The organism is Sphingosinicella terrae (genome assembly GCF_003347635.1).
Lineage (GTDB): Bacteria > Pseudomonadota > Alphaproteobacteria > Sphingomonadales > Sphingomonadaceae > Allosphingosinicella > Allosphingosinicella terrae.
Genome location: NZ_QDFY01000001.1, coordinates 502,510 through 514,998, shown reverse-complemented (window position 1 = coordinate 514,998; position 12,489 = coordinate 502,510). Strand labels below are relative to the sequence as shown.

The following is a 12,489-nucleotide window of genomic DNA, read 5'->3' as shown; positions in this document are numbered from 1 at the left end:
GCGCAGCCGTTCAGCGACGGGAGGACCAAAGATAATCGTCGGGCAGCCCCAGCCGGCGGCAAGCCTGGACGGCCGGCGACGAACGGATCATCATCCGATCGGCGGCGCCGGCGATCAGCTTCACCGCCCTGCGCTCCCAGCGTCGCAGCGACCAGGCCGTGCCGAGGCCCAGGCGCTCGCGTACCCAGTGCGGCAGCAGCTCGACCGCCGCCTTCAGCAGCAGACGCTGCAGCGGACGCGCCGCTCCGGGAAGGGCCGGCACCCGCTTCATGATGTCGAGAAACTCGTGGACGATCGGCGACGGCACGAGCCGCCCGCGCGCGCGCTCGAACAAGTCGGCCTGCTCGGCGGCGCAGCGCGGGGCGCCCACGGCGCCGTAAAGGCGGGCCGGCACCGCGCCCTCCGCATAGCCTGCATCGAGCTCGCGCTGGGAGAGCGGACGGACATAGGCCGAATAGGCGTTGAGAAAGCCGAAGCTCGCCGTTGCCTGGACCCAGTCGAGCAGTTCGGGATCGTCGGCGCGATAGGCCTGGCCTTCGCTGGTCCGGCCGGCGATCCTGCCGTGCAGCCGGCCCACGCCGGCGATCATCGCCTCGGCGCGGCTGCGGGCACCGTAGACGGTGATCATGGCGGCGAGCCCGGTCCGCTGCAGGCGTTCGAGCGGGCGGCGGCGGAAGCTGCTATTCTGCCAGACGCCGTCGCGCACCCGCGGCTCGGCGAGTTCGAGCAGGACGGCGGCGACGCCGCCGATGAAAAGGCTGACCGGGTTCCTGAACACCCGCCACGAGACCGAATCTGCGGCGATCAGGGCCGGCTCGTCGCGGGGCGAGGCGAAGTCGAAGGCCGGGCCGCCCTCCGGGGCCATCATCCTGGCGGCAAAGGCGTCCACCCCGCGCTGGACCGGGGAAGGCAAGGCGATCGCGCTGGTCGATCTGTTCATGTCTGTCCTTTCGCCCCTTCAACCGTGCCGGCGGTGCCCGGGTTTCATTTCGGGCGAAGGCGCGGCCGGGCTGGCCGGATGCGGCCGGATCAGCCGAGAGTCCCGGCCGCACGGCGCATGATCCAGGTCGGCACCGGCCGTTTCGGGTCGGTCTCGCCTTCGATCTCGAAGCCGAAACGGCGGTAGAAGCGGATCGCCCGCTCGTTATGCTGGATGACGGTGAGCCAGATCGGCTCGCCCGCGCCGAGCCAGTGCAGCGCGGCTTCCGTCAAGCGCGCGGCGAGACCCGAGCCGTGATGCGCCGGATCGACCATGAGCCAGTCGAGTTCGAGGTTGTCGGCGGCATGTCGGGTAGCGATGACGAAGCCGGCAAGGTCCCGCTCGACCAGGGCCGCGACCAGCCGCTGACGGTCGCTTGCCGCCGCGGCCATGGCAGTCGGGCCGCTGATCGCGACGACGTGGCGATTGGCGGCGATCTGCTCGGCGTTCATGCCTTCGCGATAGAAAGTGGCGTCGGTCGCAGCGCGGGTAAGCGCCGCGACTTGTGCCTCGTCCACCCGAGCGACGGCCGCTTCATCCTCGAACAGCGCGAAAGTGACCAAGTGCGTCTCCGCCAGCGGATCGCGGCTTCCATAGAGCCATTTGCCGTCAGACGGAATCGTCTGACGACTCGAAAATCGCAGCGAACCGTTTAGCTGGTGCGGCCGTTCCGTTGCTGTCGGAACGCTGCCCGCTCTAGCCGGTTGCCCGGGCGGAGCAACGCGTTCATGGAGCCGGCTTGTCCCGAAGCGGCGGCGGCGACGGCCGCCGCGGCCGGGGATGTCGACCCGCAAGTCGGGATTTGCCCGCGTAGAATAAGGAGTTGTCATGGCCGGAACGATCAAGCTGACCCTGACGGAGGACGAGGCCGAGATCATCGTCGACGCCCTCGACGTCGATCTCGAAGGTTATCAGGATTCGATCAAGGACGCCCGCGCCAATGGGCATCGCGGCGACGTCGCCACCTTCACCGAGGCCGTCGAGAGGATCAGCGCGGTGCGCGCCAAGATTCGTGGCGCGATCGACAGCTGATTCAGAATCGCATCTGCCAGCCCAGGCGCAGCGTGCGCGGCCGCAGCGGCGTGATCTGCCGCTGCTCGATGAGGGTAAAGGGCGATCCCAGCGCGAAGCGGTTGCCGACCTCGTCGAGCAGGTTGGTGAGGGTCAGCGAAAGCCCGTAGGGGCCGCGCTCCAGGCGGGCGCCGAGGCTGATGTCGACATATTCGCCCTGCGGCTCGCCCAGGAGCGCTCCGACGCCCAGTCGGGATTCGCCGACATAGCGAGCGGCGCCGGACAGATGCAGGTCGAGATCCTGCCCGACGGTCAGCGCATAATCCGCGGCAAGCCTGGCGCTGAAATCGGCGACGTTGGGCAAGGGGAAGCCCGCGACGATGTCGATGCTCGGCTGCGGGTTGGTCACCCGGCTGTCGTTCAGCAGGGCCGCCGCCTCCAGGCTCAGTCCCGGCAGCGGGCGCCAGCCCAATCGCATGTCGAGCGTGTAAATGCGCCCGTCGCCGATATTGGCGGTGGTGGGAAAGCCGCTCATCGTGATCGTGTCGGCCTGGATATCGGTCCAGCGCGTGTAGGCGAGCGACACGGTGGCGTCGAAGGCGCCGCGTCCCGGCTGGCCGTAGCGCAGCCCGGCTTCCAGGGTAGCGAGATCGTCGTTGCGGAAGCGCCGGATGAAATCGTCGGAAACGGCAAGCCCGCCCGGACGGAAGCTCTCCTGGTAGCGCGCGAACACCGTCATGTTCGGCGCGGCTTCGGCGGAAAGCCCGACCGAGGGAAGGAAGGCGGATTGGTTGCGGTCGGCCCTGGCACCGAGCAGGGGTTGCTCGACGACGAGCCGGATATCGAGCGACTCGCCGGCAGTCCGGGCATGGGCGAAGCGGCCTCCGGCGGTCGCGATCACGCCGGGGGCGAGGCGAACGCGCGCTTCGCCGAAAAGCGCCATCTCCTGCGCATCATTCTCGACCCCGGGAAGCGGCGACGGGCTGTCGGCATCCCCCACCTGGCGGCGCAGGTTCGAGCGGTTGCGGACGAAGCTCGCGCCGAGGATCCAGTCGATCACTCGGCCATGGCGGCCGCTGAGCCGGCTTTCCAGCGAGAGCAAAGTGACGTCATTGTCCTGGAAGAAGATGCGTGGGCTCTCGCCGTTCAGCGTCGAATCGAAGCGCTCGCGCACCTCGTGGCGCACCGCGCCGAGCGAGGTGACAAGGCTGAGATCGTCCCAATCCTTGCGTATCGTGAGGTCGCCGAGGAAATAGTCGCTGCCGAACGGCTGGGCGACGGCGCTCTCCCGAGTGAGCGGCGGTGCCCCGCGATCAGCGAACTGGCCGTCCTCGCCGCGGATCCGCTGGGCGGCGCCGCCGACATCGACAGTCCAGCCTCCGTCGGTCTCGAACCGAATCCGGGCGCGGCCGCCAAGGATCCGGACCCGGTTGACGTCGTCGAGCCCGCGGCCGGTATCGTCGACATAGCCGCCCTCGCTCGCACCGTAGGCGACGACGCGGAGCGCCAGCCGGTCTTCGACCAGAGGCAGGTTCGCCATGACCGCCCCGTCGGCGCCCGGATCGCCATGCTGGGTCGCCGAAGCGCCGAGCGAGAGCTCGGCCTCGACACGATCGGAGCGCGGCGCGCTCGGCACCACCCGAATGATGCCGCCGAGCGATCCGGCGCCGTAGAGCGTGCCCTGGGGACCGGCGAGGACCTCGACCCGCTCGATGTCGTAGAGCCGCAGGTCGGGATCGGGCGCATTGTAGTTGAGCCGGATATCGCCGAGATACTGGCCGGTGGTGGCCTGGATCGCGCCGCTGAAGCTCGAATCGGCGATTCCGCGGACGAACAGCTTGTTGCGGCCGGCGCCGAGATGAGTCGAGGCGACGACCGGGAGCCGCGCCACCAGTGCCTCGCTGCCGCGCAATCCCGTGCCCAGCTCCGGATCGTCGCCATGGACGATGTAGGCGCCGCCGGCATAGGTGGCGAGGCGGACGGGGCGCCGGGTCGCGGTGACGACGATCTGCTCCTCGATCTCCAGCGGCTCCGGCCGAGGCTGCGGCGGCGGCGCGGCGCGGGCCGTGCGGCGCGATAACGGGGGGGCGGGCGTCGCGGCGCGCCGCATGATCCGGTAGGTGCGGCCGTCCAGGGCGACGTGCCGGGCCGGGCTGCGCCGGAGCAGCCGCTGCAGCGCCTGATCGACGGTGAGATTGCCGCGCACGGCCGGCACGCGCTCGGCCGCGAGCCCGGGATCGGACACGCCGATGCTGATCCCGGCCTGACGGCCGAGCGCGACGATGGCGTCGCCCAGCCGCCCGGCTGGGACGTCCAGCCGGTGGCGATCGGCGGCTTCGGCAACCGATGTCAGGGACAGCAGGATTGCGGCCGCGACGGAGATCCTAGCGCGTCTCACCGGCTCCCGACTTGAGGATCCAACCTTCGTCGGACCGATCCGCCTCGACGCCGAGCAGGCCGGCGGCGCGATCGATCGTCGATTGCGGCTGTGGATCGAGGATGATCACCCCTGTGAACGGCTGACGCTCGACGACGGGGGTCGTCGCCACCGTCACGCCGAGATTGCGGCTGAGATCGGCCGCGACCTGTCCGACGGTCGCCGACGCATAGACGAGACGGCCGTCGCGCCACCCGGCTACCGCTTCCGGCTCGCGGTTCGACAGCTGCGCCCGACCGCCGGAATCGCGCCTCAACGTCATGCCCCGCGTGAGGTTCACCGCCTCGCCGTCCGGGTCGTACAGGACAGCGCCCTCGGCGACGCCGACCTCCAGCGATCCGCGATCGCTGACCACGTTGAAGACCGTGCCCATGTCGCGAAGCCTGGTGCCGGCAACCTCGACCTCGAACGGCCGGCGGTCGTCATGAACGACCGTGAACAGCGCTTCGCCCTGCTCGAGCCTGGCGAAGCGCGGCGCGTCGCGGTCGAGGCGCAGCCGCGTCGATCCGTTGAGATCGATCCGGCTCCCGTCGGCCAAGGCGACGCTGCGCCGCTCGCCTGCCCCGGTCTCGACGGCGTAGACTGATCGGTCGGGCGCCAGCGTGCCATAGCCGACGAGGCCGATCAGCGAGGCGGCGATCGCGCCGCCGAGCCAGCGCCGGCGGGTAAGGCCGTGGCGGGACGGGGCCGGCGCCGGCGCGCCGAAGAAGGGCGGGACGGGACTTACATGATCCGGCGCGATCCGCCGGGGCGGCGGCGCGAGCTCGCCCCAATCCTGGTCGGCGAGCGCGGCCTCTTCATAGGCGGCGGCGTGCGCCGGATCGGCTTCGAGCCAGGCGGTGAACGCCTCCCAGCCATCGGGGCCGGCGTCGCGCAGCCGCACGACCCAGTCTATCGCTTCGTCATATATCTGATCGTGCCGTACCGGCATCAGCGCCACCTCATCGAAGACATGACGGCGCCGACCGCATCAATCCGCATCCCATTGCCTCCGAAGATCGATGAGTGTGCGATAGGCCTTCTGCAGGTGCTTCTCGACGGCGCTGAGGCTGATGCCGAGCTCGTCGGCAATCTGCTTCTGGCTGGCGCCCTCGATCCGGAAGCGGCGAAACGCATATTCGGTCCGCTCCCCGAGCGCCGCCAGCGCGGCCTCCGCCGCCGCCAGCGCCTCGCGGGCGATCAGCACCCGCTCGCCCGAGGGCGCGTCGGAAATCCCGGCCATCGCACCGCCGGTCGAGTCGCTCCACTCCTGGTCGCGCGCTGCGCTGCGCAGCCCCGAACGGCGGCGGTCGATCATCAGATTGTTGGCGGTGCGATACAGATAGGCGAGCGGCTCCGCGATCGGTCCGCTCGCGCCTGCCGATGCCCGGATCCACAGCTCCTGGAGCAGATCCTCGGCGAGATCGCCGGCGCCGCGCGCGCGCAGGAAGCGCTGCAGCGCGGCCCGATGGGCAAGGAAAACGGCTTCGAGGCCGGAGGTCGTCATCGAATCAACGTCCGTTCCGAACTGCGCGAGCCGCCCCCGCCCTAGCGCTTTTCCGCAAGATGGGCTGCGATCCTGCGACCGCAAAGCCCTGAAACAAAACAGCCAGGCCTTCGCCCGATCGCTCGACGCTGGTCGCGCCAGGAGACGGTCGGGCACCGGCCTGTCTGGAAGGCGGCATGATTAGAGAAGCGGATCGCGCCTGTCCATCGGCGCCGATGCCATTGCGGGTTTGCCGCCGCGGCGCCGTCTGAGCTTCGGGTCCTCGGTCGATGCCCCCCTGAGCCGGGGACCTAACCCGTGCTGGAGCCGGGGGAAGCGCGCTCTCCCGCTCCAGCACGCCCTCAACCAGCAGATGATCCACAGGAGTCAGAGATGAAGTTCCATAAGCTCGCCGCCCTTTTGGCGGCGACCTGCATTGCCACGCCTGCTTTCGCCGAAGGTCTCGAAGGATTCCGCGCCGAAGCACGGGTCGGCTGGGAGAGCGCGCGCGCCTCGGCCACCGTGCCTAATCCGGACGACGACGAGGATGAGGATGGCGACGAGTTCATTACGGTGTCCGACAGCGAGAGCGGGATCAGCTACGGCCTCGAGATCGGCTATGACGCCCTCCTCTCCGATCGCATCCTGATCGGCGCCTATGGCGGCGTCGACTTCTCGGACTTCGAGCGCTGCGGCGAGCTGATCGCTGACGATCTCGCCTGCGTCAGCTCCGGCCGCACCTTCACCGCCGGCGTGCGGGCTGGCGTCGCCTTGAGCCCCTCCTTCCTGCTCTATGCGAAGGGCGGTTATTCCAACGGCCGCGTCGAGTTCGGCTATGACAGCGACATCGACGAGGAGGACGAGCTCGACGCCGACGTCCCCGAGGTCTCCGACAATGTCGACGGCTACCATCTCGGCGCCGGCGCCGAGATCGCGTTCACGCCGAACCTCTACGGCAAGCTGGAATATGTCTACACCAATTACGGCAACTTCCGCTTCCTCGGCGTCGAGGACGATGACGAGCCGACGGTCGGCATCAGCCCCAGCCGCCATCAGGTGATGGCCGGCATCGGCTTCCGCTTTTGAAGGTCGGGAGGGGGAGGCGCCGCGGCGCCTCCCCTTTCCACCCCTCTCCCCTTGCGGGAGAGGGACAGCGGCGAAGCCGCAGGTGAGGGTGACGGGCGTGCAAGGCGAAGGCCGCGCCCCTCACCCCGCCGCCGCGCGACGCCCCGCTCGCCAAGGGACAGGCTTGGCGCCATCCACATCTCGGAAACGCCCCTCCCCGACCCGATGCCGATGTTCTAGAGCGACGGCATGCGCCTCGCCTTCATGGGAACTCCAGACTTCGCCGTGCCGACGCTCGATGCCCTGCTCGGCGCGGGCCACGAAGTCGCCGCCGTCTACACCCAGCCCCCGCGCCGCGCCGGACGCGGCAAGGCGCTGACCCCCTCGCCCGTGCACTCCCGCGCGCAAGCCGCCGGAATCGAGGTGCGCACGCCGGCCACGCTCCGCGACGAGGTTGAGCAGTCCGCCTTCGCCGCACTCGACCTCGATGCGGCGGTGGTCGCGGCCTACGGACTGATCCTGCCCGAGCCGGTCCTGGCGGCGCCCCGGCTCGGCTGCCTCAATGTCCACGCCTCGCTGCTGCCGCGCTGGCGCGGCGCCGCGCCGATCCAGCGGTCGATCCTCGCCGGCGACGAGCGCACCGGCGTGTGCATCATGGGCATGGAGCGCGGCCTCGATACCGGCCCTGTCTTCGCCCGGCGTGAGACCGGGATCGACCGCAAGACCGCCGGGGCCCTCACCGCCGAGCTCGCCGCGATCGGTGGGGCGCTGATGGTCGACGTGCTCGACCGGATCGAGGCGATCGTCGCGGAGCCGCAGCCGGAGGCCGGGATCACCTATGCCGCCAAGGTCGACAAGTCGGAGGCGCGGCTCGACTTCACCCGGGCCGCCGTCGACGTCGAGCGCCAGGTCCGCGCCTTCAATCCGGCGCCGGGCGCCTTCTTCGAATATCAGGGCGAGAGGATCCGGGTTCTGGCGGCCGAGCCGGCCGGCCTCGGCGGCGCGCCGGGGACGGTGCTCGACCACGGCCTCGCCATCGCCTGCGGCACCGGCTCGATCCTGCCGACGCTCGTCCAGCGCGCCGGGCGGGCGGCGATGCGGCCCGACGAGCTGCTGCGCGGCTTCGTCATCCCGGTCGGCACGATCCTCTCGTGACCCGTTTCCGGCTCACCGTCGAATATGACGGCGCGCCCTTCATGGGCTGGCAGCGCCAGGCGCACGGCCCTTCGGTGCAGCAGGCGATCGAGGAAGCGATCGAAGCCATCACCCACGAAAAGGTGGTTCTCCATGCCGCCGGCCGCACCGATGCCGGCGTCCACGCTTTGGCGATGACGGCGCATGTCGACGTCGCCCGGCCGATCTCGGCCCATCGCCTGGCCGACGGCACCAACGCCAAGCTTCGGCCGCTGCCCGTGTCGGTGCTCGCCGCGCGGCCGGTGAGGGAGGATTTCCACGCGCGGTTCAGCTGCATCGGTCGCCGCTATCTCTACCGCATCGTCAACCGGCGGGCGCCGCTGGCGCTCGATCATGGCCGCGCCTGGCGGGTGCCGGTGGTTCTCCATGCCGATGCCATGCACCGCGCCGCCCAGCAGCTGGTGGGACGGCACGACTTCACCACCTTCCGGTCGGTCCAGTGCCAGGCCGAGAGCCCGGTCAAGACGCTCGACCGGCTGACCGTGCGCCGCCTCGGCGACGCGATCGAGATCGAGGCGGCGGCGCGCTCCTTCCTCCATCACCAGGTCCGCTCGATGGTCGGCTGCCTCGAGCTGGTCGGTCGAGGCAAATGGTCCGCCGCGGATCTCAAGGCCGCGCTCGACGCCCGCGACCGCGCGGCTCTGGGTTTCAACGCGCCTCCCGACGGCCTCTACTTCGTCGAGGCCGTCTATCCGGATGATCCCGCCGAGGCAGCGGCGGCCCCGGTCGAAACGGCGGAAGACTGAGGCTCGCGCTTACCCGGTCCGCCGGGCCCTCGCGGCGCCGGTACCCAGACCGAAGACGCGCTGCAGCGACTTCTCGAGCATGAGCAATTGCCAGAGCAGCCGACCATGGTCGGAGCGGCCGCGGCGATGGTCCTCGGCGAGGCCGGCGAGCACCGTAGAGTCGAACCAGCCGGTTTCCGCCAAGGCCGAGCCCTGCGCGACGGCGGCCGCCTCGTCGGCGAGCGGCCCGCGAAACCAGGCCGAGATCGGGGTCACGAAGCCCATCTTGCGGCGATGGAGGATCTCCTCCGGCAGCCGGCCGGCGAGCGCCCGCTTCATCAGCCATTTGCCGGTGCCCCCGCGCAGCCGCATCCGCACCGGCAGCCGGGCCGCGAACTCGACGAGACGGTGGTCGAGCAGCGGCTCGCGTGCCTCAAGGCTCACCGCCATGCTGGTACGGTCGACCTTGGTGAGAATGTCGCCGGGGAGCCAGATCTTGAGATCGGCATATTGCGCCCGCGACAGCGGATCGTCGGCCGGCGCACCGTCATAGGCGCTGACGTAGCGGCGCTCGGCCCGGTGGCCGGAGAGCGCCGCCCGGAACGCCGGGGTATAGAAACGGTGGCGCAGGGCGATCGGAGTCACCGCCACGCCGGCGGCATAGGCCTCGCCGCCGCCGCGGCCGAGCGCCTGCAGCGTCGTCTTCGCCCGCAGCCATTGCGGTGCCCAGTCGAGCTTCGGATAGACGTCGCCGATCGCGCCGAAGGCGCGGCGCAGCGGCGGCGGAAGCAGGCGCCGCGCCCGCGATTCGGCGGCGAACATGCGGTAGCGGCGATAGCCCGCCATCGTCTCGTCGGCGCCGTCGCCGGACAGCGCCACCTTCACCGATTCACCGGCGAGCTCGCACACCCGGTAGGTGGCGAGCGCCGAGGCGTCGGCGAAGGGCTCGTCGAACGCATCGGCGAGCGTGTCGATCAGCGGGAAATCGTCGGCGGCGGCGACCTTGCGGGTGCGGTGGCAGGTGGCGAACAGGCTCGCCACAGCCGCGGCATGGGCGGTCTCGTCATGGTCGGCCTCGTCGAAGCCGATCGAGCAGGTCTGGACGGCCTCGCGGCTCGCCTCGGCCATGAAGGCGACGACCGCCGAGCTGTCGACTCCGCCGGAGAGGAAGGCGCCGAGCGGGACGTCGGCGACCATGCGCGACCGGACCGCCGCGCGCAGCCGCTCGATCATCTCCTCCTCGAGCGCCTTCAGGCGGCGCCGTTCCGGGCTGGCGAAATCGACATCCCACCAGGCGGTCGGCTCCGGCACGGGCCGGCCGCGGCGGACGAGCAGGAAATGGCCCGCCGGCAGCTTGCGCACGCCCTCGACCAGGCAGGCATCGTCCGGGACATAGCCCAGTCCGAGATAGTCCTCGACCGCGTGGGGACTGAGCCGCCGCCGCATCGCCGGGTGGGCGAGCAGGCCCTTGAGCTCTGAGGCGAAGACCAGCGCGCCGTCGGGCAGCTCGCCATAATGAAGGGGCTTCACTCCCATCCGGTCGCGGGCGAGGAAGAGGGCGTCGGCCTCGGCGTCGTAGAGCGCGAAGGCGAACATGCCGTTGAAGCGGTCGAGGCAGGCGGGCCCCCATTGGCGCCAGGCGGCGAGGATGACCTCGGTGTCGCTTTCCGTGACGAAGCCATGGCCCCGCGCCTCGAGCTCGGCGCGCACTTCGCGGAAATTGTAGATCTCGCCATTATAGGTGAGCGCGAGACGGCGGTCGGCCGCCACCATCGGCTGGGCGGCCGCTTCGCTGAGGTCGATGATCGAGAGGCGGCGGTGGCCGAGGCCGACTCCCGGCGCGGTCCACACGCCGCTGCCGTCTGGGCCGCGATGGGCGAGACGGTCGGCCATCGCCCGCACCCGCGCCGGATCGACCGGCTTGGGCACGTCCGGATGGAAGATCCCCGCGATTCCGCACATGGCTAGAGCCTAGGTCCCGCGGCGCGATCGGCAAGCGCGTCGACCGGGCCGAGCGCCGTCAGGAAATCGTCGATGGCCGGACGCGGCGACAGCCCGGCCGCCGGCGCCCGCGCCGACACCAGCACGGCCACCGCCCGCTGCGGCCCGCCGAGCAGCCGTCTCCTCATCGTCTCCAGTTTCACCCCGAGCCCGCTCCCGGTCACGATATCGCCGACCCGGTAGAAGCTGACGACCTCGCGCACCACCCCGTGCGAGGCGATCCGCTCCGCGCGTCCGTTCAGCGGAGCCGCGGCCGCCGCCGTCCACGCCCAGCCGCTCCCGGATGGGGCGGCGCCCTGGCCGATCCGGATCAGCTCGCCGCCCTCGCCTTGCCGGGCATAAGCCGCGACGGCGAGGTCGACCTCGCGCCCGCGCGCGTCGCGGTAGCGCGCCATCCGGAACAGGTCCGCCCCGGCATAGGTCGGGCGCCAGTCGGCGCCCGGCGCGACCCGCTGCCAGCCCGGAACTTCGGGGAGCGCGAAGTCCGCCGCGACCGGCTGCGTCCCGGTGGCGGCGATCGCTGACGACCAGGCGACCGGCAGGGCCGCGAGCGCGAGCGCCGCCGCCACGGTCGGGACGATCGGGACGCGGCGGCCCTGGCTCAGCGCCTCGGGGTCGAACCAGGGCTCGCCGACGCCGCGGTCGAAGAAGCGCCAGCCGAGACCCAGGATGAGCGCGATGACGATCGCGAAGAAGATGCCGCCATAGACGACATGGTCGAAATCGGCGGCGAAGTCGGTGCTGGTGAGGTGGGCGATGTAGATCGTACCCCAGGCGCGGATGCCGTTGGCGAGGATCGGCACCGCGACCGACACCGCCATGAACGCGATCCGCCGGCGCCACGATCGGAAGCAGACATTGCCGACCAGCGCGCCGAGCGCGACCATCGCCACCAGAAACTTCACCCCCGCGCAGGCTTCCGCCACCTCGAAATAGCCGGTCGGGATGGTGACGAAGATCCCTTCGAGATGCGCCGGTACGCCGACCAGACCGAGCAGGACCATCGAGATCCGCGCCGTCACCGTCTGCATCGCCGGGACCAGCTCCTCGCCGATCGGCAGCAGGAACCACGCATAGAAGAGCGGAAATGCGAGGCCGAGCGCCACGGCGCGGCCGAGCAGCGCCACGACCAGTCCCTCGAGCATGAGCAGCAGTCCGGCATGGCGCGCGATCGCGAGCCCGCCCGCCTCGCCGAGCAGCCAGGCGCCGCCCCCGGCCGCGACCAGCAACAGCCCCGGTGCCCAGGCCGCCGGCCTCAGCCGGCGCAGCTCGGGGAGGCGCTGCCAGACCAGCCAGCCGATGATCGGCACGATCAGCAGGCAATGATTGAAGGTCGAGCTGTTCCACCAGATGGTCGCCAGCTCCGCTATCTCCCGTCGGAAGAGCAGGAGAAGCGCCACCGCGGAGAGGCAGAGCGCGACGAGATGCCGTTGCCAGACCTGGGCGCCCTTCTCCTCCCCGGAACGGGGAGAGGGACCGCCGAAGGCCGTGGAGGGAAACCAGCGTTCGAACCTGATAAGCTGTCCGAGGACCGGCATGACCGATGGGCCCCCTCCACCACCCGCCTGCGGAGGGCGGTCCCCCTCCCCATTTCGGGGAGGATGAAATGGCG

At 70.6% G+C, this 12,489-nt stretch carries 11 protein-coding genes; 4 read left to right on the top strand and 7 right to left on the bottom strand.

Features of this window, described 5'->3' with window-relative positions:
* Nucleotides 1–10: 10 nt before the first annotated feature.
* The gene (locus DDE10_RS02435) at nucleotides 11–940 is read right to left on the bottom strand and encodes an oxygenase MpaB family protein (protein WP_114951108.1); all 930 of its coding nucleotides are present in this window, start codon (nucleotides 938–940) and stop codon (nucleotides 11–13) included.
* A gap of 89 nt (nucleotides 941–1,029) precedes the next feature.
* The gene (locus tag DDE10_RS02430; protein ID WP_284734393.1) at nucleotides 1,030–1,542 is read right to left on the bottom strand and encodes a GNAT family N-acetyltransferase; all 513 of its coding nucleotides are present in this window, start codon (nucleotides 1,540–1,542) and stop codon (nucleotides 1,030–1,032) included.
* Between the two features lie 265 nt (nucleotides 1,543–1,807).
* Here DDE10_RS02430 and DDE10_RS02425 point away from each other — a divergent pair, with 265 nt between their 5' ends.
* Complete coding sequence (locus DDE10_RS02425; protein WP_114951107.1) at nucleotides 1,808–2,011, top strand: hypothetical protein; 204 nt, start codon at nucleotides 1,808–1,810, stop codon at nucleotides 2,009–2,011.
* Between the two features lies 1 nt (nucleotide 2,012).
* Here DDE10_RS02425 and DDE10_RS02420 read toward each other — a convergent pair whose 3' ends face one another.
* The 3 genes from DDE10_RS02420 to DDE10_RS02410 are packed head-to-tail and all read right to left on the bottom strand — an operon-like array spanning nucleotide 2,013 to nucleotide 5,913.
* The gene (locus DDE10_RS02420) at nucleotides 2,013–4,388 is read right to left on the bottom strand and encodes a TonB-dependent receptor (RefSeq protein ID WP_114951106.1); all 2,376 of its coding nucleotides are present in this window, start codon (nucleotides 4,386–4,388) and stop codon (nucleotides 2,013–2,015) included.
* Nucleotides 4,375–5,358 (bottom strand): FecR family protein, encoded by a 984-nt coding sequence (locus DDE10_RS02415; protein ID WP_114951693.1) that lies wholly within the window; start codon nucleotides 5,356–5,358, stop codon nucleotides 4,375–4,377. The genes DDE10_RS02420 and DDE10_RS02415 overlap by 14 nt, the downstream gene beginning before the upstream one ends.
* Nucleotides 5,359–5,397: 39 nt before the next feature.
* Nucleotides 5,398–5,913 (bottom strand): RNA polymerase sigma factor, encoded by a 516-nt coding sequence (locus DDE10_RS02410; RefSeq protein WP_114951105.1) that lies wholly within the window; start codon nucleotides 5,911–5,913, stop codon nucleotides 5,398–5,400.
* A gap of 372 nt (nucleotides 5,914–6,285) precedes the next feature.
* On the opposite strand from DDE10_RS02410, the gene DDE10_RS02405 reads away from it, so the two are divergent.
* The 3 genes from DDE10_RS02405 to truA all read left to right on the top strand — a co-directional run bounded on the left by DDE10_RS02405 (nucleotide 6,286) and on the right by truA (nucleotide 8,897).
* Entirely contained in the window at nucleotides 6,286–6,978 is a 693-nt protein-coding gene (locus tag DDE10_RS02405) for an outer membrane protein (RefSeq protein WP_114951104.1), read from the top strand.
* A 228-nt stretch (nucleotides 6,979–7,206) separates the two neighbouring features.
* Nucleotides 7,207–8,112 (top strand): methionyl-tRNA formyltransferase, encoded by a 906-nt coding sequence (gene fmt / locus DDE10_RS02400; RefSeq protein WP_114951103.1) that lies wholly within the window; start codon nucleotides 7,207–7,209, stop codon nucleotides 8,110–8,112.
* On the top strand, nucleotides 8,109–8,897 hold the full coding sequence (gene truA / locus DDE10_RS02395; RefSeq protein ID WP_114951102.1) for a tRNA pseudouridine(38-40) synthase TruA: 789 nt from the start codon (nucleotides 8,109–8,111) through the stop codon (nucleotides 8,895–8,897). The genes fmt and truA overlap by 4 nt, the downstream gene beginning before the upstream one ends.
* A gap of 9 nt (nucleotides 8,898–8,906) precedes the next feature.
* On the opposite strand, the gene DDE10_RS02390 is transcribed toward truA, so the two are convergent.
* Both DDE10_RS02390 and xrtA read right to left on the bottom strand, forming a co-directional pair.
* Nucleotides 8,907–10,838 (bottom strand): XrtA/PEP-CTERM system amidotransferase, encoded by a 1,932-nt coding sequence (locus tag DDE10_RS02390; protein WP_114951101.1) that lies wholly within the window; start codon nucleotides 10,836–10,838, stop codon nucleotides 8,907–8,909.
* Between the two features lie 2 nt (nucleotides 10,839–10,840).
* Nucleotides 10,841–12,415: an exosortase A gene (gene xrtA, locus DDE10_RS02385; RefSeq protein ID WP_114951100.1), complete on the bottom strand. Its 1,575-nt coding sequence runs from the start codon at nucleotides 12,413–12,415 to the stop codon at nucleotides 10,841–10,843.
* Between the last annotated feature and the right edge of the window lie 74 nt (nucleotides 12,416–12,489).

Excerpts from the sequence above, each read along its gene's own strand:
- DDE10_RS02435 (WP_114951108.1), bottom strand. The coding sequence starts at position 940 with ATGAACAGATCGACCAGCGCGATCGCCTTGCCTTCCCCGGTCCAGCGC.
- fmt (WP_114951103.1), top strand. The coding sequence starts at position 7,207 with ATGCGCCTCGCCTTCATGGGAACTCCAGACTTCGCCGTGCCGACGCTC.
- DDE10_RS02425 (WP_114951107.1), top strand. The coding sequence starts at position 1,808 with ATGGCCGGAACGATCAAGCTGACCCTGACGGAGGACGAGGCCGAGATC.
- xrtA (WP_114951100.1), bottom strand. The coding sequence starts at position 12,415 with ATGCCGGTCCTCGGACAGCTTATCAGGTTCGAACGCTGGTTTCCCTCC.
- DDE10_RS02410 (WP_114951105.1), bottom strand. The coding sequence starts at position 5,913 with ATGACGACCTCCGGCCTCGAAGCCGTTTTCCTTGCCCATCGGGCCGCG.
- DDE10_RS02405 (WP_114951104.1), top strand. The coding sequence starts at position 6,286 with ATGAAGTTCCATAAGCTCGCCGCCCTTTTGGCGGCGACCTGCATTGCC.
- DDE10_RS02415 (WP_114951693.1), bottom strand. The coding sequence starts at position 5,358 with ATGCCGGTACGGCACGATCAGATATATGACGAAGCGATAGACTGGGTC.
- DDE10_RS02390 (WP_114951101.1), bottom strand. The coding sequence starts at position 10,838 with ATGTGCGGAATCGCGGGGATCTTCCATCCGGACGTGCCCAAGCCGGTC.